17 protein-coding genes and 2 pseudogenes are annotated in these 20,906 nt (G+C 51.3%); 7 read left to right on the plus strand and 12 right to left on the minus strand.

All coding sequences use genetic code 11. The features are described from left to right. Positions 1-19: 19 nt before the first annotated feature. The 10 genes and pseudogenes from ACYVBJ_RS10120 to ACYVBJ_RS10165 form a co-directional block, all read right to left on the minus strand. Positions 20-2,041 (minus strand): heavy metal translocating P-type ATPase, encoded by a 2,022-nt coding sequence (locus ACYVBJ_RS10120; protein ID WP_460982182.1) that lies wholly within the window; start codon positions 2,039-2,041, stop codon positions 20-22. A gap of 754 nt (positions 2,042-2,795) precedes the next feature. Then, a complete protein-coding gene (locus ACYVBJ_RS10125; RefSeq protein ID WP_460982183.1) occupies positions 2,796-5,651 on the minus strand; it encodes a M16 family metallopeptidase in 2,856 nt (951 codons plus the stop codon). A 72-nt stretch (positions 5,652-5,723) separates the two neighbouring features. Next, positions 5,724-6,116 carry a hypothetical protein gene (locus tag ACYVBJ_RS10130; protein ID WP_460982184.1) on the minus strand — a complete coding sequence of 131 codons (393 nt, stop codon included), beginning with the start codon at positions 6,114-6,116 and terminating at the stop codon, positions 5,724-5,726. Between the two features lie 45 nt (positions 6,117-6,161). Beyond that, positions 6,162-7,213: pseudogene (locus ACYVBJ_RS10135) on the minus strand (acyltransferase family protein). A 236-nt stretch (positions 7,214-7,449) separates the two neighbouring features. Continuing rightward, positions 7,450-8,223, minus strand: coding sequence for a hypothetical protein (locus ACYVBJ_RS10140; RefSeq protein WP_460982185.1), 774 nt, complete (start codon positions 8,221-8,223; stop codon positions 7,450-7,452). A gap of 160 nt (positions 8,224-8,383) precedes the next feature. Further along, positions 8,384-10,357: a glucosamine-6-phosphate deaminase gene (gene nagB, locus ACYVBJ_RS10145; RefSeq protein ID WP_460982276.1), complete on the minus strand. Its 1,974-nt coding sequence runs from the start codon at positions 10,355-10,357 to the stop codon at positions 8,384-8,386. A 142-nt stretch (positions 10,358-10,499) separates the two neighbouring features. Further along, positions 10,500-11,669 (minus strand): Gfo/Idh/MocA family protein, encoded by a 1,170-nt coding sequence (locus tag ACYVBJ_RS10150; RefSeq protein ID WP_460982186.1) that lies wholly within the window; start codon positions 11,667-11,669, stop codon positions 10,500-10,502. A gap of 59 nt (positions 11,670-11,728) precedes the next feature. Beyond that, on the minus strand, positions 11,729-12,340 hold the full coding sequence (locus tag ACYVBJ_RS10155) for a GNAT family N-acetyltransferase (RefSeq protein ID WP_460982187.1): 612 nt from the start codon (positions 12,338-12,340) through the stop codon (positions 11,729-11,731). 8 nt (positions 12,341-12,348) lie between these two features. Continuing rightward, positions 12,349-12,753 carry a nuclear transport factor 2 family protein gene (locus ACYVBJ_RS10160; RefSeq protein WP_460982188.1) on the minus strand — a complete coding sequence of 135 codons (405 nt, stop codon included), beginning with the start codon at positions 12,751-12,753 and terminating at the stop codon, positions 12,349-12,351. A gap of 131 nt (positions 12,754-12,884) precedes the next feature. Continuing rightward, a complete protein-coding gene (locus tag ACYVBJ_RS10165; protein WP_460982189.1) occupies positions 12,885-13,376 on the minus strand; it encodes an NUDIX domain-containing protein in 492 nt (163 codons plus the stop codon). A gap of 248 nt (positions 13,377-13,624) precedes the next feature. Between ACYVBJ_RS10165 and ACYVBJ_RS10170 the strand changes: the two are divergent. The 6 genes and pseudogenes from ACYVBJ_RS10170 to ACYVBJ_RS10195 all read left to right on the plus strand — a co-directional run. Continuing rightward, positions 13,625-13,984: pseudogene (locus ACYVBJ_RS10170) on the plus strand (molybdopterin cofactor-binding domain-containing protein); the annotation flags it as partial. 3 nt (positions 13,985-13,987) lie between these two features. Next, entirely contained in the window at positions 13,988-15,145 is a 1,158-nt protein-coding gene (locus ACYVBJ_RS10175) for an XdhC family protein (RefSeq protein ID WP_460982190.1), read from the plus strand. Then, complete coding sequence (locus tag ACYVBJ_RS10180) at positions 15,142-15,774, plus strand: nucleotidyltransferase family protein (RefSeq protein WP_460982191.1); 633 nt, start codon at positions 15,142-15,144, stop codon at positions 15,772-15,774. The genes ACYVBJ_RS10175 and ACYVBJ_RS10180 overlap by 4 nt, the downstream gene beginning before the upstream one ends. A gap of 70 nt (positions 15,775-15,844) precedes the next feature. Next, positions 15,845-16,273 carry a Holliday junction resolvase RuvX gene (gene ruvX, locus ACYVBJ_RS10185; protein ID WP_460982192.1) on the plus strand — a complete coding sequence of 143 codons (429 nt, stop codon included), beginning with the start codon at positions 15,845-15,847 and terminating at the stop codon, positions 16,271-16,273. A 103-nt stretch (positions 16,274-16,376) separates the two neighbouring features. Continuing rightward, positions 16,377-16,949, plus strand: coding sequence for a peptide deformylase (gene def / locus ACYVBJ_RS10190; RefSeq protein WP_460982193.1), 573 nt, complete (start codon positions 16,377-16,379; stop codon positions 16,947-16,949). A 59-nt stretch (positions 16,950-17,008) separates the two neighbouring features. Further along, positions 17,009-17,791 (plus strand): amidohydrolase, encoded by a 783-nt coding sequence (locus ACYVBJ_RS10195; RefSeq protein ID WP_460982194.1) that lies wholly within the window; start codon positions 17,009-17,011, stop codon positions 17,789-17,791. A 55-nt stretch (positions 17,792-17,846) separates the two neighbouring features. On the opposite strand, the gene ACYVBJ_RS10200 is transcribed toward ACYVBJ_RS10195, so the two are convergent. After that, complete coding sequence (locus tag ACYVBJ_RS10200) at positions 17,847-18,584, minus strand: HAD family hydrolase (protein ID WP_460982195.1); 738 nt, start codon at positions 18,582-18,584, stop codon at positions 17,847-17,849. Between the two features lie 138 nt (positions 18,585-18,722). Between ACYVBJ_RS10200 and ACYVBJ_RS10205 the strand changes: the two genes are divergently transcribed. Next, complete coding sequence (locus ACYVBJ_RS10205; RefSeq protein ID WP_460982196.1) at positions 18,723-20,237, plus strand: DUF4301 family protein; 1,515 nt, start codon at positions 18,723-18,725, stop codon at positions 20,235-20,237. A 96-nt stretch (positions 20,238-20,333) separates the two neighbouring features. Here the strand turns inward: ACYVBJ_RS10205 and ACYVBJ_RS10210 are convergent, their stop codons facing one another. Next, positions 20,334-20,828 carry an RrF2 family transcriptional regulator gene (locus ACYVBJ_RS10210; protein ID WP_460982197.1) on the minus strand — a complete coding sequence of 165 codons (495 nt, stop codon included), beginning with the start codon at positions 20,826-20,828 and terminating at the stop codon, positions 20,334-20,336. Positions 20,829-20,906: the final 78 nt, after the last annotated feature.

A 20,906-nucleotide genomic window follows, 5' to 3' on the forward strand; every position in this document is an offset into this window, starting at 1 on the left:
CACTAACTTACGCCAGTACTTAATCAAAGGTTAGATTCTGGACCCGAACCGCGTTCAGAATGGCCAGCATAGCCACGCCGACATCTGCAAAAACGGCTTCCCACATGGTCGCCAGCCCGCCAGCGCCCAGGATCAGTACAATGCCTTTGACCACCAGAGAAAGGGTAATGTTCTGCCAGACAATCCGACGCGTGGCCCGCCCAATGGCAATGGCCATAGCGATTTTGGTCGGCTCGTCGTTCTGGATAATAACATCGGCGGTTTCGATGGTGGCATCCGAACCAAGTCCGCCCATCGCCATCCCAACATCGGCCAGAGCTACAACCGGCGCGTCGTTGACGCCGTCGCCTACGAACGCTACTTTATGGCTGAAATCACCCGCCAGTTCGCTTTTAAACCGCTCCACCTGCGCTACTTTATCCTCGGGCAATAAATCGCCGTGGTACTCATCGACGCCCACCTGCTTCGCTACCAGTTCAACCACCGCCGATTTATCGCCCGACAGCATGACGGTACGTATGCCTTCGCGCTTTAAGCGGCTTACGGCCTCAGCCGCATTGGGTTTGATTTCGTCGGCAATGGTAAAATAGCCGCTGAACTGCCCATCGATTGCCGTCATTACGACCGTATAAGGCACGTTTGTCAGGGCTTCATCAAACGATACGTTGAACTTACGAAGCAGTTTGGCGTTGCCTGCCAGCATGTCTTTCCCGTTAACGCGCCCTTTGAGGCCATGACCGGGAATTTCCTCAACGTCTTCAACCGGAATCGCTTCGTCACCCGTATGCGTGTTGTTTCGATTCGCATACGTAACGATGGCCGCAGCGACGGGGTGGGTCGATTTGCTTTCGAGGGCGGCTGTCAGCCGGGCCAGTTCAGGCGCGTCGAGCCCAACCGGTTTTATTTCCTGCACCTCGAATACGCCTTTGGTCAGCGTACCGGTTTTGTCCATAACCACCGTTTTAAGCTGGGTGACCAGATCAAGAAAAACCGAGCCTTTGAACAGAATTCCCTGCTTCGATCCGGCGCCGATCCCTCCGAAATACCCCAGTGGGATGGAGATGACTAAGGCACACGGGCAGCCGATAACCAGAAAAATAAGGCCCCGATAAAGCCAGTCCCGAAACTGATAATCGGGAACGAAAAAATAAGGGAGTAAAGTAATGAGCACCGCCAGCCCGCAAATTGCCGGGGTGTAAATTTTGGCAAACCGGGCGATAAACTCCTGCGTCTGCGCTTTGCGGCCCGTCGCCTGCTGTACGAGTTTAAGAATACGCGACAGTTTGGAATCCTGATAGGGCGTTGTTACGTCCATCTCCACCAGCGACTGCCGGTTAATCATGCCAGCCAGCACGGATTCGCCTTTCTGAATCGTGCGGGGTACGCTTTCGCCCGTTAGCGCTGCCGTATCGAACGAGCCCTGTTCCGAACGTAGCGTACCGTCAAGCCCGACTTTTTCGCCCGGCTTCACCTGAATCACATCGCCCACAACTACGGTTGCTGCCCGCACTGTTTTCGTCTGCCCCTCGCGAATAAGGGTTACTTCGTCGGGTCGAACGTCGAGCAGCGCCTTAACGGACCGACGCGCCCGCAGCACAGCCGCTTCCTGAAACAGTTCGCCGATGGTATAAAAAAGCATTACCGTTACGCCTTCCGGATATTCCCGAATGGCGAAAGCACCGAGCGTGGCCACACCCATCAGAAAGAATTCGGTAAAAACATCTCCGCTGGTGATGCCGCTCCACGCCCGTCGTAATACCGGCCAGCCCACAGGGGCGTAAGCCGCTACATACCAGAGAAGTCGCCACGGATCGCGGAACCAGCCCGTTGAAGATGATGGCCCATTCCCCGCAAAGAAATCCAGTCCAATGCCGACCAGAAGTAGCACCAGGCTGATCAGGGCTGGTGCATACGTTCGCCAGGTCTGACGCGCTCCGGCCTGTGAGGAATCTACTTCGTCCGACACCGCTTCCGAAGCGGGCGTAGTGCCTTCCTCAATTAACGATACGTCGTCGTGATCGTGTGTATGTTTGTGGGCCATCTGTTGTCGAACCAGGCATTTATGCCATTAGTACGTTATTGATGAGTGCAGAATTAAATGGTTGGCAGGGCCTGCTATCGCGCAACCTGGGTTTATATTCAGTATAACTGCTGCCATACTATATCGTTTATAAACCAGGCGGATTCTACTGTTTCTTTAATACATCTGCGGAAACAGCTTCTGAGTGAACGCATTACTTTCGGCAGGCTTTTCGTTCATACCATTTATATTACGTTGAAACTGTACTAACCGGGTCGGATTACTGCCCAAAAAACGTTTTCAGTACTTGCCAGAGATGAGGTATCAAGTCGGGTAATCGAACAGAGATAAGCTTAGCCGTATCGGTTATGGCTTTTATTTCATTGCCTAGAGCCAGCGTAATGCGGCTGATTTGTTCATCGTCAATACTTGCAAAGCATACACGCTTTGGTGCCCGGACATCAGAAAACTATTTAATCTAAGTCGTATGTCACAAGTTTGTTTTGAGCCCATAGGCCAGTAGAAACAAGCCAAGCTTGATTGGAAAGTTCGCTTCGGTAGCGGCACGAATTTCCCTGGGAAACCGCATTATGATTTGATTAAAGGCCTACTCAATCCGCTGACGCACAGTCTTTTTGCAGGCCGCTTACCAAGCTTGATCGGGCCGGTGGCATTCGGCGCTAGGCCATCTTTCACCTTTTGACTATTATAATGGGCCACTGCAAAATGCTGCTTAAAAATTTGTCCAGGGTTTTGTTGCAAGTCCACTATTCTACTACTGCTTCTTCTCTGGCATTAGCACAAGCCGGATAAAGTTGCTTCCGAAGTATTTGTTTGCGGCTTCTTTGGTGCTTTCTACGGTCACCTTCTTCAACTGCTCCTCCTCATGGAGTACTTCGTCGGGCGCGTCGCCGTTGTAATACTGGTTTTGCAGGTAGCTTAGCCAGAACTGGTTGTCCTTCAACTGCAGCTCGGTTTCCCGCCGGGTTTCCGCTTTAAACTTCGCAATGTCCGTCGGCAAGGCCCCTTTCTGCTTGAGGTCGTTGATCAGCTCCTGCGTTTTGGCGATTAACTTCTCTACATTTTCGGGAGCACAGCCGAAACTGATCCGGAATGTATAGCGCGGTACGGGATACTTGCTGTAAACCGCGTTTGAACCAACGCCATAAACACCCGCTTCTTCTTCCCGTAATTTTTCGATCAGCTTAATTTCCAAAACTTCCGATAAAGCATCGAGCTGGGTAGCGTTCTCGGACGACCAAGTCAAATCGCCACTGTAGACCAGTTGTACCGTAGCTTTCGGATCGAGACCCCGGTATACAGTCTTGCTTAATTGGCCACCTGGAATCCGAATGCCAAGATCTTTGAACTTCTCGCTCTTGTCGCTTGCGGGCAATCCACCCAGGTATTTTTCAACCAATGGTTTCAGTTGCTCTTCTTTAAAGTTACCCACAAAGAAGAACGTAAAATCACCGGCGTTACTGAACCGCTCCTGATAGATTTTCAACGCCCGGTCAAGGTCAATCTTGTCCAGATCTTCGGGTTTGAGCGGTTGCCGACGCGGGTTATTGGCCCCAAGCGTTACAGCTACCGTATCCTGAAAAACCCGGGCGGGTGTCGGCGTATTGATCTGATTTTGTAACGCACTCCGCTGGTTCGACAGGAAACCCTGCACCACATCAGCATCTTTGCGAGGCTGCGTGAAATAACTATACAACAGTTGCATAGCCGTCTCCAGATCCTTTGGCGATGCGCTGCCATTCACACCTTCGCTCAGTTCGCCTACGTATGGGTAGACGCTAATTTGCTTACCCGCCAGGAATTTGCCGAGCTGAATCTGGTTGTATTCTCCTGTTCCACCCAGTGAAGCCAGCGTGGACGAGAACCGGGCCGACTGAAAGTCTTTCAGATCATAGAGCGACGTACCGCCGAAGCTTGTACCGGAGAACAGAATCTGGTCATTTTTAAAATTTGTGGGCTTCAGCACTACCTTAACGCCATTCTTAAGTGTCCACTCGGTGGCACCGATGTCTTTAACCGGCTTCTCACTGACCACGGGCGAACCCATTGGCTCTTTGGCCAGCAACGGCGTATTAAGGGTTTTATCCTCGTAGGCGGTCAAGCCCTTACCCGCATCGTCGATATAGCCAATGATTTGCTCAACGGTCGGCAGTTTATCTTTGGCCTTCTCCGGAGCCATGACAATAACGGCCCGGTTGTCATTATGGATAAACTGATCGACCAGGGCGTTCACTTCGGCTAGCTGAATACCAGCCTGCTCTTTCTTGAAGAAGTTGTAATAGAACTCAATGCTTGTGTACGGCTCTTTTTTCGTGAAGTTCTGAACGTATTCTTCCACAAAGCTGGCCGAGCGCGTTTTATCCCGTTCGTTATAGGCCTGTTCTACCCCCGTGAAATATTCCTGTTTAGCACGGGCTAATTCGGTTTCGGTGAATCCGAACTGCCTCACGCGGGCGTTCTCGTCCAATACCGCCCGGATGGCCCGCTCCACATCGCCTTCTTTAGCAACGGCGATTGAGGTAAATGCATCAAGGTTACCCAGGAAGTTGCTATAGTTACTATAACCGCCCAGAAACGGAGGATCTTTCCGTTGGGTTAACTCTTGAATCCGGTTGCCCAGCATGGTGTTGAACAGCCCCCGTTTAATGCTCTCGCGGATGTCGTTTAATGTGCGCTCCTTGATTTCGGGCCGCTTATAAATTACCTGCACAACGGTGTTGGGCTGTTCAGGGTCCGTCACGATAACCACCTTTGTATCCTTATGGGCCGGTATCGGAAACTCAGTACGTGGTTTCGGGTTTTTAACGGCTGGAATACGCCCGAACTTTTCACGAATGATACCTTCTACCTCTTTGGTATCAAAATCGCCGACGGCTACAACGGCCATCAGATCGGGCCGGTACCAATCCTGGTAGAACTGACGAAGCGTCTCGTGCCGGAAGGTGGTTAAGACCTGCTCCGTTCCGATTGGCAGGCGTTTGGAGTACTGTGAATTGTTCAGCAAAATCGGGAAATATTGATCCCGCATGCGCTGGCCTGCGCCACGTCCCAGCCTTCGTTCCTCCAGAATCACACCCCGTTCTTTATCAATCTCCGTTGGATCGAGCGTTGCGTTATGCGCCCAATCTTCTAAAATCTGGAACGCCTGCCGGAACACGTTCGCCGAGTCCGTCGGTACGGGCAACTGATAAACGGTTTCGTCGAAACCCGTATACGCGTTTAAGTCAGCCCCAAAGCGAACCCCTGATGATTGCAGAAAATTGACCAGCTCGTTTTTCGGAAAGTTCTTCGTGCCGTTGAACGCCATGTGTTCCATGAAGTGCGCCAGGCCCTGTTGGTTATCGTTTTCCAATACCGAACCCGCCCGGATGACCAGCCGAAGCTCAGCCCGGTTTTTTGGCTCGCTGTTCTTTCGGATGTAATACGTCAGTCCGTTGGGCAGCTTACCAACCTTTACACTGGGATCGGTCGGTATGGGACTGGATAGATTTTGGGGAGCAGCCTGGGCCTTTCGCGATGCCGACGCAGCTGGTCTGGGTTTAGCCGTTGGCTGCGCCAGTACAATGGTGGCGCTGAGCAATAGGCTCAGAGAGAATGAGAAACGTACCATTCGGTCGTTTGTGAAGGATGAAGGTTATGCAAGTAAATTGTGGAGTAATAACGTTCAGTGATACCGAATCGTTTAGGGCTTCCGCAGTAAAAGTATGCAGATGAGAACGGATGCTAATACCGACAGCCAGCAAATGAGAATCACCCATCGCATCGGTATCTCCCACATCGGCGCATGAAAGGCATCGGGTCTAAGCGGTATCATTTCCCCGATCTGATTACGTGCACAGAAATCCAGCCAGTCAACGTAATCGACAAACTGCGCCAGCGAATCCAATAAACCCGGTGTCGTCACGGATTTCTGCCAGAACAACTCAAGGTCATGCGCTTCGACCCAGCAGTTCGTATGAGCCATGATCTGCTCGCTCAGCAAGGTAAAGTCGCGATGCCGCCAATATTGAGAAGGCTCCCAACGTAAAATCCGTTCAATCTGATATTTGAGATCGTTGATATAAGCAGTCTCCACGCCGAATTAAGCAAGAGCAGATGACACGTACCGGTTTACGAATGATTACACTTTGATGATGACATTTTTCCGATACATCCACCATAGAATTCCAAACCAGATGAGCACGAAGGTTAAAGCACCTGCCAGCGACGCATTTTTCGGGTCGGCAAAGGGCGGGGCAATGAAGGAGCGATACAGATAGTCGCGCAGACCTACCTCACTCCCATCGGGCTGGTTAACATGGATCAGGCTCATCATGCGCGGAATAAGCCCCGACAGAAAGAACACAGTAATGGCGTTCACGCCAAACGCCACAAAGGGCAACACACCCCGTCGGCGTTTTTTTACATCGATCAGCCAATAGCTCAGGGCTAATCCCAGCATAGCCAACCCACCAACCAGCAGGACGTAGGAACTCGTCCAGAGGGCTTTGTTAATGGGAAAGAAACCGTCCCAGATCAGACCAGCCAACGTTGCCAAACAGCCAGCCGTAAAGAGCCAGGCCACTTTTTCGGCTTCCGGCCGACGGCTTCGCAGCAAGGCTCCAGTCAACAGTCCGATCAAACCGGTACCAATGGCGGGCAACGTACTCAGAATCCCTTCGGGGTCCCAAACTTTGGCGGGTTTGTATACGTGTGCTGGCGTTAGCAGGGTACGATCGAGCCAGGCCGCCAGATTCGTTTCCGGCTCAAGGTTAGCGTAACCAATACCAGGAACTGGCACTGCCGTCATCAGTACCCAGTAACCGACCAAAATGCCGCAAAGAATATATACCTGCTGGCGGGGGGGTGTCTTCAAAAAAATCAGCGAAGAGGCTAAATACACCAGCGCGATACGTTGCAGTACACCAGGAATACGGACGGTACTGATGTCGAATTTGGGAAAAAATTCAGGAATAGCCCCAGCATAAACAAGGTAAAGCTACGCTTCACGATTTTACGCACTACGCCAGCATTATCCTGCACCTTTCCGCCTAACGCATACGTAATAGACACGCCGACGATGAACAGGAAGAATGGGAAAATCAGGTCAGTAGGTGTCCAGCCGTTCCAGGACGCGTGTTCAAGAGGAGCGTAGATATGATTCCAGTCGCCGGGGTTGTTTACCAGAATCATACTGGCGACGGTTACCCCCCGAAACGCGTCGAGAGAGAGCAGGCGGCCGGGGCGGTCGCTGGATTGGAGTGCTGCCTGATCGGCGGTTACGTCGGACGGTTGCATAGGCTTAAGTCAGTTCTCCGCTAAGTTCACGGAATATGGCCAAAAACAAAAGCCGCCACCTAAGCAAACGGCTTGTACTAAACTGCGCCAATGCTTACCCTCATAATCTTACAGCAAACGCTACGTCCAGATCAGGCGAACACCTGTTTCAATTTCTTCTCCAAGTCTTTTTCCAGCTTGGCCAACCCTTCCGCGTTGGCGAGATACGTCAAGGCGCGATGGTGGCGTAAATCGAATGGAATATCATTGACGGATTGCGTAATGGGAATCACAATTTTACCTAGTGTATGCGCCACGCCCGTTTCATAAAATACGTTCGGATTCCGGTCGGTGAAATCCGTAATGACCGCCCGGCTGGTAAAAATCAAGTCGAACACATCCTGAATCAGTATACTGTTGTCCCAGATGTCGTCAGCCCGTCGGCAGTCGATGCCTAACCGGTCGCAAGCGTTACGTATGGCGGTGTACGTACCCGTGAACCGGCTTTCGAAAGGCATCATCACCGACAGCGTGTTTGCTTCAACGGATTTATCGGGAATGCGGAATACGTCGGGCGCAAACGTAACGGTACGTTCTGGGGGGCGGGTTTGGGTGGTTGATATAAATTCAGACGCTAACGAAACAGGTCGTTTCGTAGCCGCTTTCCGAATCTCGACGTAGCGCTCAATTTCGCTCAGATTGGACGTCCCGTCGCCGATTAATTTTGAGAGCACCTGTAGGCTGTTACCATCGTAATCGTCATCGCGAAAGTCAAGGCTCCGCAACAGACGAGGATGGTCTTCAATCAATTCTACGTTGTCGGTTAAATAAGCCACCCGGAACCAGTCGGCTTTCGTAAAATAAACTCGAATGTATTCGTGTAAGGCAAAGAGTCGAGCTGCTCTTTGTTTAGTTTCTTTCATCATACCGTTGGGAAAGCGTTGATGCAGTATAATATAACTATTATATATTCATGCAAGTATAGTCTTATTTTGTATTATAAAAGACAAGTATGTGAATTTTTGTTCACCAAAAAAGGTCGTTCCGAACGGAACGACCTTTTTTGGTGAACAAAAATCTTTTTTATTAAAAACGCCAGCGGACAAACGCTTCCATCGCTTCGTATTCAGCCAGTCCAAGCCGGTTATACAACGCTGCAGTACCCCGGTTACGTTCTTCGGCCCGCTGCCAGAACTCGCGCGAATCGGTACCCTGATACACGACACCGTCTTTCTGCGACTGGTGCTTGAAGATACCCAGGCGCTTCTTCATAACCTGGTCGGGCGACATCGGAACGGCCATTTCAATCTCGTGGATATCCCACTCCGCCCAGGCACCGCGGTAGAGCCATACCCAGCAGTCTTTCATGAAATTCTTGTGCTTCAACCGACGTACCGCTTCCAGAACGGCATCCAGACACACTTTGTGCGTACCGTGCGGATCAGCCAGATCACCGGCTGCGTAAATCTGATGCGGCTTGATTTCTTCGATCAGCGCCATCGTAATCTTAATGTCTTCTTCGCCGAGCGGCTTCTTGGCAACGGTACCGGTTTCGTAAAACGGCATGTTCAGGAAGTGCGCGTTCTCAACCGGAATACCGACAAACCGGCAGGTCGATTTGGCTTCGCCCATCCGAATCAGGCCTTTCACGTACCGAACCTCGTGCGTGTCCATCTCGCTGTCTTTTTTCTCGCGAAGCGACGCAGCCGCATCCTGAAAAATACGGGTGGCTTCCGGACTGTTGATGCCAAACTTCGTATTGAAATCCACTACGTAGTCGGCGAACCGGAGTGCTTCGTCATCAGCAACGGCAATGTTACCCGAAGTCTGGTAACCTACGTGTACTTCGTGGCCCTGGTCAACCAGGCGCTGGAACGTACCGCCCATCGAAATAATGTCGTCGTCGGGGTGCGGGCTGAAGATCAGGCAGCGCTTCTGAGCGGGTAGTGCCCGCTCCGGCCGGTTGGTGTCGTCGGCGTTAGGCTTACCACCCGGCCAGCCCGTAATCGTATGCTGAAGCTGATTGAAAACGTCGATGTTGATGTCGTAGGCCTGCCCGTACTGCGCCAGCAGATCACTCATCCCGTTATCGTTATAATCGCGGTCCGTAAGCTTCAGGATTGGCTTGTTGAGCGTCCGCGACAGATACGCCACGGCCTTTTTCTTCATGTTGTTGTCCCACACCACCGAATCCACCAGCCAGGGCGTTTTCATGCGGGTCAACTCCGAAGCAGCCGCTTCATCAATTACGAATAAGGCGTTCGGGTGCGTCTGTAAGTAAGAGGCTGGGTTCAGCTCGGATACCAGACCCTCTACGGCACCACGTATCACCGGCGCTTTGCGCTCACCCCAGGCGAGCAGAACCACACGCCGGGCGCCCAGAATGCTGGCCACCCCCATCGTAATGGCTTTACGTGGTGTTTTAGGCAATCCACCAAAATCTGACGAGGCAGCAGCCCGTGTCGAGTTGTCGAGCATCATCAACCGGGTATGCGAATTGATCAGCGAACCCGGTTCATTAAAGCCGATGTGACCATTACCACCAATACCTAACAGCTGAAAATCGAGTCCTCCGGCAGCCTCGATATCGGCTTCGTACTGCTTGGCAAATTCAGCAACCTTATCCGTACGAATAGTACCGTCCGGAACATGGTAATTGCCCGCCGGAATGTCGACATGGTCGAAGAGCTGCTCCCGCATAAAGCGCCAGTAGCTTTGCAGCGAATCGGGCTCCATCGGGTAGTACTCGTCCAGGTTGAACGTGACTACATTGCGAAAGCTCAGCCCTTCTTCGCGGTGCATTCTGATCAACTCAGCGTAGACCGTTTTGGGCGATGAACCCGTCGCTAAGCCGAGTATACAGGGCTTTCCTTCGCTTTGTTTTTGCCGAATCAGATCAGAAATTTCCTGGGCCACAGCCCGGCTGGCGTCTTTAGCGTCAGCATAAATGTGGGTAGGAATTTTTTCGTACGTAATGGCCGACTGAATAGGGCCACCGATGGCTGATGTTGCTGGCACCTGTCCATCCGGATTGTCGAGTAGTGGAGACTCCGTAATCATGCGCTGCGCGGAGAGTTGGTAAGACACCACAAAGGTCTGAAAAATTCAGCTTGATTACATCAGCCAACAGCCTAGTTTATGCTGCAACAGTCATATTTTTTAAAATTTTTTATAAAATCAGATTGTTTACTCCTGCAGCCACCTACTGCCGGGCAAGCCGATCAGCTTCTGCGGCTACTTCGAGCGACTGAAGTCCGTTCAACTCGCTAATAATCCGATGCGTTTCCGGGTACTTTATCGCACTGACCTGATCACGGAACATCAGCCGGAGCAACTCACTGTAGAGGTGCTGTTTTTCTTCGCCGAAGCCAAAGCGAAGCTCAATACGTTGGTAGGCTTCGAACTGCTTGTGCCGCCCCCGCAGGATTCGATCGCTACCGCCAATGTTCTCCGTTACGTTCAATTGAGCGCCGGGAAACAAATCCAGCAGGGCTCGGGTCGTTTCTTCATCCACCACGCAACGCATGATCATTCGGGTCGGCACCCACTCGAACAACGTAATGTCTCCGCGCTCGAACAGGAGCCGCATCTCCTGCCGGTCCATTCGGCCCGTTTGGGTGAAGCCATGGTAGAAGTTAACCAGTTTACGACCCGTTTCTTCATCGCCATACTCGACTGTAGCCTGTACCTGATCCTCTATAAGTTCCGACGCCTGATTGCTGCCCGGACGCTTAATTACCTGCGACGCGACCACTTTGCCGTCGCCAAGCCATCCGGCAAACATGTCGAAGAAGTGAACCCCATGCTCGATGAAGATGCCGCCACTTTTACTACGGTCCCAAAACCAGTGCTCAGGCGACAATCCTTCATCGCCCGCGTAATTCTCGAAATAACCGTGCAAAAATTCACCCAGCAGTTTTTTATCAATCAGGTGCTTGATGCGGGCAAACATCGGATTATAGCGCTGCATTAGGTTGGTTACCATCAGTAAACCTTTCTGACGCGCCGTTTCGATCATTTCCCGGCCCTGCTCAGGGTCCATGGCCAGTGGCTTCTCGCAGATTACGTGCTTCCCTGCCTGCAACGCTTTCATCGCCTGTTCGTAATGCAGAAAGGGGGGCGTTGCTATATACACCAGCGTTACGTCCGGATGGTTCACTAACTCGTCAATACTGCCCACCTGATCGGCTCCGAAGCGTTTTGCGGTTGTGATGGCTTCCTCACGTTTCGACCCGGCAATGGCAACCAGGCGTGTGTCGGGCGTTTGCAAAAATTGCTGAACAGCAAACAGGCCAAATCCGCCCATACCTATAACGCCGATACCTATTTTGTGATCTTCGGACGTAGGGCCCGCCTGTGTGGTTGTTTCCATAAGGTTGTTTGTTACATTCGCTAAAACAACCGCTGGTTTGCTCTTTATGTTGGCCGCTACTACAGAATCGCTTTCATCCAGTAGATCATCTGTTTAGGCGTGGACACTGTTTCGCCACGGTCGGGCCACATAAACAGGCTTTTCAGGTCTGGTTCACGATGGTAGCCTCGTTTCGTCCAGAAGGCGTTTAATGGCTGGTAGCCGGCAGGGCGAAGCGGGTGGTCGGCAGGACGCTCAACCGCGCAGAAACAGGTTTGGGTATATTGATCAAACTGACGCGCATGGGCCTCGCGTTCGTCGAAAAACCGGTGTCCTAACCCTATGCCCCGGTACTCAGGCAACAAAATGCTTTCGCCAAAGTAGAATATCGTACTAAGGTCATATCCGGCTGCCCGAAACGGTGCCTGCACCTCTTCGGTTTCGTCTGATAAGGGCAGCGCCGTTGTAGCGCCAACCAGTTGGTCGCCGTTGTAAGCCGCAAAAAGCAACGAACGCTCTGAGCGGACGTACGTCTCCAGATACGCTTTCTCGTAGGCGACAGTACCTTCGTACAAATAAGGAAACTCACGAAAAACAGTGATCCGCAGCGCAGCTAATGGGTCGAATACGGCACGAATCTTCGGGCCAGTCAAGCAGGTGAAGGTAAGCGGGCGGTTCGGTTCTGCTGCCAAAACGTATCTTACTTGCCTAATACCAGCGATTCCCAAAGCGGCAGATTATAATACGTCGTGATCCGGGTGATAAGCCCGTCCGCTACGTCTAAAAATGAACCGGCGGGTAAGGTGTAGGTTTGCCCCGTAGCCGCTGGCAGATCGCCATCCGTTTTTTTATAGACGCCATTCACGACAAACTCACAAGCTATGCGCTTCCCGGTCGGTTCCGTCATGACCACCATATCTGTCAACCTTTCGTCGTAGCAGTCATCCATGTGCTGCAAAAACTGAGTAAACAGATCTTTACCGACACGCGTTGCACCCTGGTTACTATCGTGACGAACGTTAGGATGAACCAAGGTGAGCATACCGGTCCAGTCTTTGCGGTTAAAGGCGTTATAATATTCAGTGACGATATCGAGGGTGGTCATAAATTCAGTCTTTAGTCAATCGACCGCAAAGATAAAGCGAACTTCAGAGATAGGAAGTAGTCACTCGAAAAGCCTAACGTACAGCTACAAGTATCCCAGCAGGCATAAATACTCTTATGGGCATTCGCTTTTCAACGTCTACCCAGCCGCTTCTCTTTCCATTCTTTCACGGCAGGTCCCGTACCGAACGGCCAGGGTTTGAGGTCTACTATCGGTACTATCTTGATGGCTTGTAACTCGGTTTCGTCCATCACCATAGTACCCGATGCTCGAACGTGATACGTAAAAATCACTTCGTTACGTTGGTAGAAGGTATAAATGCCCAAAAACTCCACTATGCGGGCGTCAGTCAGACCGATCTCTTCTCGGATCTCGCGCAGGATTGCCTCGGCGGGTTCTTCACCTTTTTCCAGAAAGCCGGTAACAATACCGAACCAATCGGCAGGCCAGCCAATATTCTGCGTTAAAACGACGGTGTCATTGTCGTATTCCACGATAGCGCCGACAACCGGGAGCGGGTTATCGTAAAAAATGTAGCCACATGGTTTCGAGCAGATAAGCCGCTCACGACCGCTGGCCTCACCGGGTACCAGTGGGCTGGCACACTGTGGGCAAAAATTCATTTTTGGCATGGGCGTCAAGGCTCGGCGTTACGTAACACGAAGGTAGCGGCCTCAAATGTATGATTTTCCGCCTACAGACCTTAACTTTCCAATGAATTGGCTGCGAAGCGGCTGGTAAGCCGATTTTCTTCACTTTTCATCAGAATGATTTCAGTAAAAATAATCATCAATAACCAGGCATATACAGTCGACGTTGACCCTGAAATACCACTCCTGTGGGCCATTCGCGATGTTGTTGGCCCGACCATGGCTTAGTAAAAGTTGAAAAAGTTTACTGCATTATTGATTTGGGCACGGTTGTTAATCCGGACAACGTAAAGCCACAGGTTGAAGGCTCGGTGGACATGGCGATAACGGCCGCAACAAAAGACGGCATTCCGTTTGAAGGTGGCCAGGCCAAACAATCAAATTTTGATACGAACCGGATGCTGCGCATCAACGAAATGCCGCCCGTTGAGGTTCATGTACTTGCCGAAGGCGGCCCAACCATCAAGGTCGTAGGTGAACCCGGTTTGCCCCCACTAGCGCCTGCTCTGGCCAATGCGGTCTTTGCCGTTACGGGGAAACGAGTCCGTCGATTGCCGTTTGATCTGGCTAACGTGAGTTAACGTATGAAAGAAATAAGTCGAATTCTGGAAGTTTACGAACAAATCGATTTTACCCAGCGCAAAGCCGCTTTAGCTACGGTGGTTTGGGTAGAAGGCTCGTCGTACCGTCGGCCTGGTGCCCGCATGCTCATTACGGACGATGGCCGCTGGGAAGGCGCTATCAGTGGTGGCTGCCTGGAAGGGGATGCCCTGCGAAAAGCCCGTCAGGTCATGCTCGATAAAGAGCCCATTGTTGTTACGTATGACACCATGGATGATGGAGCCAATAGTTTCGGCGTTGGGCTGGGCTGCAACGGCATTATCGACGTATTGATTGAGCCGATCGACCCGACAAACGAGCAGAATCCAGTTGCTGTCTTATCCGAATTTGTGCAAAAGCGCGATGTCCGCGCCTTAGCGACAGTTCTAAAAAGTGAACAAAGCGGTTTTCAACCCGGAAACCGCTTCACGCTTACGCAGGACAACAACCAGTTTGTACCCGATTGGCTGCTTGCCGACACGCAGAACGTGTTTAGTACAGGAAAGCCCCTTACGAAGTCTTATTCAGTAGAACAAGGTAATGTTGAGGTCTTTATCGAGCGCATCGATCCGGGTATTGAACTAATCATCTTCGGGGCAGGCTACGACGTAATACCCGTTGCGAAACTCGCCCGTGAACTCGGTTGGCAGGTAACGGTTACCGACGATTGCGTGGCGCATCTGGCACCCAAGCGGTTTCCGGTGGCCACCTGTGTGCTGTACGCTGATCGAACGGCGGTGCTGGATCAGGTTACCATCACCAACCGCACGGCGGCCGTTCTGATGTCGCACAACTTCAATTACGACCGCGCTGTATTGCAATCCCTACTTGGCACTGACATTCCTTACATCGGCATGTTGGGTCCCAGGAAGCGCTTTGAAAAGATGCAGGCCGAATTCGAGAAAGGCAATCTGTTCCTTACGGAAGCACAAATCGACCGCGTCCACGCGCCTATTGGTCTGGACCTGGGTGCAGAGACGCCCGACGAGATTGCCTTGTCAATCATTGCCGAGGTTAGAGCTTTCTTTGCAAAAAGGTCGGGCGGTTTCTTACGGGATATTCCCGGCCCTATCCATGAGCGGCTGTCGGGCAATGCGTCAGCACAACGTCGGCAGGCCGATGCGGTTAGTTCGGAGGCATGAGCATTGCCACCCTTATTCTGGCAGCCGGTAGCTCAAGCCGGTTAGGCGGTGAGCCGAAACAGTTGTTACATTATGATGGCCAGACTCTAATTCGACGGATTGCCCAGGAAGCCTTATCCCTACAGGCTGGCCCTGTGGTGGTCGTCGTGGGGGCAAATCGCGAACGGATTGAAGCTGAACTAGACAGCTTACCCCTGCTCATTACTTACAATGAAAACTGGCGTGAGGGATTGGCCGCTTCCCTGCGAACGGGCTTAACGGCTATACCCGCGGAGCCCGTTGATGCCTTTCTCGTTCTGCTAACCGATCAACCATTTATAACGGCTGATTTATTACGTCAGCTTATTGCGGTCAGGCAGCAAACCGGTCAGGGTATCATTGCCAGTCGTTACGCAGAGCCAGGAAACGCTGCCCAAGGCGTTTTGGGTGTCCCGGCCTTATTTGACATTCGGTACAGCGTTGATTTTATGCAGCTTTCGGGTGATATAGGTGCCCGAAAGTTAATTCGCCAATATCCTGACGACTGCGCCGAGGTTTCCTTCCCGTTGGCCAATATTGACCTCGATACTTGGGAGGATGTTGACAACTGGCGAAAGGCGCAGGGGGAGAAAATACAGGGAAGACTGTAGGGCAACAGAAAATTTGACCTAAGCGTTATGCCCTTACCCATCGTCTAATTTTTGTACCTTTGCCCCTGAAATGGCCAGACTTCTAGCAATCGACTACGGTGCCAAGCGCACCGGCATTGCCGTTACGGACCCGCTGCAGCTCATTGCCTCGGCGTTGGAAACGGTCGCTTCGCACGAGCTGCTGAAGTTTCTTAAAGCTTACGTAGCACGTGAGCCGGTCGAAGCGTTTATAGTCGGTTTACCCAAGCGCCTGGATGGTATGGACACGGATAATACGCCCCGTGTCAGGAAGTTCGTGACGCATTTGCAGAACGCTTTGCCGGATATTCCGGTTTATTGGCATGACGAGCGTTTTACGTCAGCGATGGCGTTACAAGCCATGATTGCCAGCGGAAGTACCAGGAAAGACCGACGCGAAAAAGGGAACATTGACAAAGTCAGTGCGACCATTATTCTTCAGTCGTATATGGAAAGTAACCGTCTCAACCGGAATTTATAGGATGTAACAGATGAGCAGCATTTTGCTTTGACGAAAGCGAATACCAATATCCTGTTCACCATACTCAATCCGGCGAATCCCAGTTTAGATATTCACAACTAGTATGATTCTCCCAATTATTGCCTACGGCGACCCCGTTTTGCGGAAACGGGCCAAGGATATTGAACCCGGCTCAATCGACGTGAAAGCATTGAGCGAAAACATGTTCGAAACGATGTATGCCGCATCGGGTGTGGGCTTAGCCGCTCCGCAGGTCGGGCAGAGCATCCGCCTGTTCGTAGTTGATGGGCAGCCGATCAACGAAGACGAACCCGAAGAAGACATTGACAAAAGCCTGATCGGGTTCAAAAAAGTGTTCATCAATCCTGAGATTATCGAAGAAGCTGGTGAAGATTGGGGTTTTGAAGAAGGCTGCCTGAGTATACCGGGTATCCGGGGGGAAGTGTTCCGGCCCGAAATCGTGGTCATCCGTTACTTCGACACCGACTGGAACGAACACGAGGAAGAATACGACGGAATGGCGGCTCGCATTATCCAGCACGAATACGACCACCTTGACGGTAAACTTTTCACCGACTATCTGCCTCCGCTTCGCCGTCAGCTCATCCGGAAAAAACTTACCGATATTACAAAAGGGAAGACCGACGCCGAATATCGAATGAAATTCCCTCATTAAAGAAGCAGCAGAAAAGCGTTAGTCTTATACTCTTACTGTTTCTCTCGTCTCCTACGTTCATGCACGTTACGCTCCTTCAAACCAATCTGTATTGGCATAACCCGGTGGCCAATCGAGCTATGCTGGAGGAGCATATCTTTTCGTTGCCTGAACCAACCGACTTGATTGTACTGCCCGAAATGTTTACCACGGGTTTTACGATGGACGCCAAATCGGTGGCGGAGCCTATGAACCTGACCACATTTCGGTGGCTAAAGCAAATGGCCGCGCAAACTAATGCGGTTGTTACGGGTAGCTACGTTGTGCAGGAAGGCGGACACTATTTTAACCGTCTGATCTGGATGCAGCCCGATGGACAATTCGATACGTATGATAAGCGTCACTTGTTCCGCATGGCGGGCGAAGATGGCATTTACACAGCTGGTAGCCAACGTATTGTGAAAGAGTGGAGAGGCTGGCGGATTTGCCCCCTCATTTGTTACGATCTGCGCTTCCCCGTCTGGAGCCGGAACACCACAACGCTCGGTCAGTTCGACTACGACTTGCTGCTTTACGTCGCGAACTGGCCTGCCGTTCGGCGCAACCCCTGGAACGTACTGTTACAGGCGCGGGCGATCGAGAATCTAAGCTATGTCGTTGGTGTAAATCGCGTAGGGCAGGATGGCAATCAACACCACTACAGCGGTGACTCGGCTGTCATAAATTTCAAAGGAGACGTTTTGTTTCGGGAAACCGACAACGAGGTAGTACACCAGCAAACGCTCTCTTTGGATGAATTGCAAGCGTTCCGTTCGGCCTTCCCCGCTAATCTGGATGCTGACGCGTTTGTTATTACCGGTTAGGATGAGCAATAAATAATCAGCAATTCATCTATCAATCAAACAGCTGACAATTCTGTCAGTCCCCAAACGTTCGGTGAGTTAAGGAATTAAGCGGCTCAGACGCGGTCATAGCCTCTAACCAGTTCAATACGTCTCGTATATCTTCCAGCGTCGTAAACGATTTACCCGCCAGACGGTCCTCGTCTACGCGTTCATGCGCCCAGGTAATGACGTAGGGAACATGAATGGCATGGCCGCCAATATTAAGAACGGGCAATACGTCCGATTTCAGCGAATTGCCGATCATCAGAAACTCCGCCGGCTTTACGCCATACCGGTTGAGAATACGCTGGTACGCTTGTTCGTTTTTTTCGCTGACAATTTCGACATGACTGAAAAAATGACCTAACCCGGACCGAGCAATCTTACTCTCCTGATCGAACAAATCACCCTTCGTCAATACCATCAGCTCGTACCGCTTCGACAGTGACTCCAGTACGTCGGAAACGCCCTCGAGCACGTCGATTGGAAACGTCAGAAGCTCTTTGCTTACGTCAATGATTTGTTGAATTTCATGCCCGTTAACGGCTCCATTCGTTAGTTCGATGGCCGTTTCAATCATCGACAGTGTAAAGCCCTTTGCGCCATAGCCGAACAATTGCAGATTCTGGATTTGCGTGTTGTAGAACCGTTGGGTCAAGGTGTCCTGATCAACATGATGCGACAACATGTTGCAGAGCCGCTGCTGAACATTTACGTAATTCGGCTCATTCACCCAGAGCGTATCGTCGGCGTCGAAAGCAATTAATTTCATCTTGACACAAAGGTAACTGACGCGACCCGGTAAGTAATTACCCACCCTACATTGACTTAATAAGTAAGTTTGATTTGCGTCACGTTGTTGAAATATACAATTTGCTAGCTGTTTATAATGACTATTCCCGTGTATTCCATGCAGTTTTCTGAACAAGATCAAGACCAGATTTTGGCGCAGGGTGCCTCCCTCGACCAGATCGATCAGCAAATACAACACTTTGTTCAGGGGTTTCCCTACCTGAATGTGATCAAAGCCGCCACCGTTGGCGATGGTATCGTTCGCATTGACGAAGACCAGTTGCCAACGTACATCCGGCGCTTTGACGAAGCCGCTCACGAACGCGCTTTGGTCAAGTTTGTACCTGCGTCGGGAGCCGCCACCCGGATGTTTAAATCTTTGTTTACTGCCCTCGATGGCAAGTACGACAAGGCAACCGATGAGGTGTTTGCCCGGCTGACCGACTTTGCGTTTTACGAGGATTTAAAGACGGTTATGGCCGAAGACGGTCTGGATCTGGACAAGGCGGTAGCCGAGAACGACCGGCAGACCGTGCTCCGTTATCTGTTGACGGAAGACGGACTTGAGTACGGCAGTTTGCCCAAAGGTCTGCTTAAATTTCACCGCTATCCTGATGCGCCCCGTACCCCCGTTGAAGAGCATCTGGTTGAAGGCGCTGCCTACGCGAATTCCGACGGCACAGTCAAGATTCATTTTACCGTATCGCCCGAACACCGGGATCGTTTCGAACAATTAATTGAGCAGGAAAAAGCCGATTACGAAGCCTGGCTTGGGGTTACGTTCGACATCAGCTTTTCCGAGCAGAAAAAGTCAACGGACACGATTTCGGTAAATCTCGACAATACGCCCTTCCGTAATCCGGATGGATCGCTGTTGTTCCGGCCGGCCGGACACGGTGCGCTGATTGAAAACCTCAATGACATTGATGCCGACATTGTCTTTATTAAGAACATTGACAACGTAGTGCCCGATGACATTAAGGAGCCAACCGTTACGTATAAAAAGGTGCTGGCGGCTGTACTGCTCGACACGCAGCAGCAGATTGCGCGGTTGCAGAACCTGCTCACAGAGTCAGATGAGATAAGCGATGGCTACCTGGCCGAGGCCGATGAGTTGTTCCGACGGACGCTCTTTACGATACCACCCGACGGATTTGAATCGCTTTCGAAAGCCGAACAGGCCGATTATTTTCGTAGAAAATTAGATCGGCCGGTCCGGGTATGCGGTATGGTTAAAAACGTGGGCGAACCCGGCGGAGGACCGTTCTGGGCCAAAAATCAGGATGGGTCCGTATCGTTACAGGTAATTGAGTCCGCGCAGATTGATCTGAACGACTCCGGTCAGAAAGCCATTTTTGATGAGGCAACCCATTTTAATCCGGTAGACCTGGTTTGTGGCCTGAAAGATCAGCACGGCCGCAAGTACGATCTGCCTGCTTTCCGCGATCCGCAGACGGGCTTTATTACGGCAAAATCAAAGGACGGCAAAGATTTGAAAGCCCAGGAGCTACCCGGCCTCTGGAACGGTGCTATGGCCGACTGGACTACGCTTTTTGTGGAAGTTCCGCTGATTACGTTTAACCCGGTGAAAACGGTAAACGACCTATTGCGGAAAGAGCATCAACCGGAGTAGCTTAGGTATAAAGTTATCGGGTTGTAAAATTATATAGTCGGTTCTGCTACCAGTTAACTATACAACTTTACAACCCGATAACTTTATAACTTCAGCTTATGCCGACATCCGGTTGGCTGGAGCTTCTACCAGTTCGGCAGCTTTAGCCCCAATCGGAATTTCTTTTGTTTCCAGTGAAGATGGGTCCTGGAACGTGAGCAACGTTGTATTTTCATACACACCGAGGTTCGCATCGCGAACGCGTTCCATAATTGGTTTCAGGGCGCAGGCTACTTCGTCGGTGCAGTCGTCGCACTTCACGTAGAAGTTAAACGACACACAGGGCGTTGGCGCAATCGGCCCATCAATGACGCGCAGAACCTGAGCTAAATTAACCCGGCCCGGATCGACACGAAGCAGGTAACCTCCCCCTTTACCTTTCTGACTCTGCAGAATACCATGATTCCGAAGTTCCAGCAGGATGGCCTCTAAGAATTTTTTCGGGATGTTCTCTTTCGCCGAAATATAGGAAATCAGTACCGGGCCTTTCCCGTACTCTTCAGTCAAAACCTTGAGGGCTTTGATGGCGTACTTAGCTTTCTTAGAGATCATTGTTACGGTGCCTAAGAGGGTTATAGTGATTTGGTAAGGACTACCTGTGTACAGTATATACTCTACACGAGGCCAAAT

Source organism: Spirosoma fluminis (assembly GCF_054778895.1).

Bases quoted from the DNA above. Each gene is read 5' to 3' on its own strand.
- ACYVBJ_RS10120 (WP_460982182.1), bottom strand. From the start codon at position 2,041: ATGGCCCACAAACATACACACGATCACGACGACGTATCGTTAATTGAG.
- ACYVBJ_RS10125 (WP_460982183.1), bottom strand. From the start codon at position 5,651: ATGGTACGTTTCTCATTCTCTCTGAGCCTATTGCTCAGCGCCACCATT.
- ACYVBJ_RS10140 (WP_460982185.1), bottom strand. From the start codon at position 8,223: ATGATGAAAGAAACTAAACAAAGAGCAGCTCGACTCTTTGCCTTACAC.
- nagB (WP_460982276.1), bottom strand. From the start codon at position 10,357: ATGATTACGGAGTCTCCACTACTCGACAATCCGGATGGACAGGTGCCA.
- ACYVBJ_RS10150 (WP_460982186.1), bottom strand. From the start codon at position 11,669: ATGGAAACAACCACACAGGCGGGCCCTACGTCCGAAGATCACAAAATA.
- ACYVBJ_RS10160 (WP_460982188.1), bottom strand. From the start codon at position 12,753: ATGACCACCCTCGATATCGTCACTGAATATTATAACGCCTTTAACCGC.
- ACYVBJ_RS10165 (WP_460982189.1), bottom strand. From the start codon at position 13,376: ATGAATTTTTGCCCACAGTGTGCCAGCCCACTGGTACCCGGTGAGGCC.
- ACYVBJ_RS10175 (WP_460982190.1), top strand. From the start codon at position 13,988: ATGAAAGAAATAAGTCGAATTCTGGAAGTTTACGAACAAATCGATTTT.
- ACYVBJ_RS10180 (WP_460982191.1), top strand. From the start codon at position 15,142: ATGAGCATTGCCACCCTTATTCTGGCAGCCGGTAGCTCAAGCCGGTTA.
- ruvX (WP_460982192.1), top strand. From the start codon at position 15,845: ATGGCCAGACTTCTAGCAATCGACTACGGTGCCAAGCGCACCGGCATT.
- def (WP_460982193.1), top strand. From the start codon at position 16,377: ATGATTCTCCCAATTATTGCCTACGGCGACCCCGTTTTGCGGAAACGG.
- ACYVBJ_RS10195 (WP_460982194.1), top strand. From the start codon at position 17,009: ATGCACGTTACGCTCCTTCAAACCAATCTGTATTGGCATAACCCGGTG.
- ACYVBJ_RS10200 (WP_460982195.1), bottom strand. From the start codon at position 18,584: ATGAAATTAATTGCTTTCGACGCCGACGATACGCTCTGGGTGAATGAG.
- ACYVBJ_RS10205 (WP_460982196.1), top strand. From the start codon at position 18,723: ATGCAGTTTTCTGAACAAGATCAAGACCAGATTTTGGCGCAGGGTGCC.
- ACYVBJ_RS10210 (WP_460982197.1), bottom strand. From the start codon at position 20,828: ATGATCTCTAAGAAAGCTAAGTACGCCATCAAAGCCCTCAAGGTTTTG.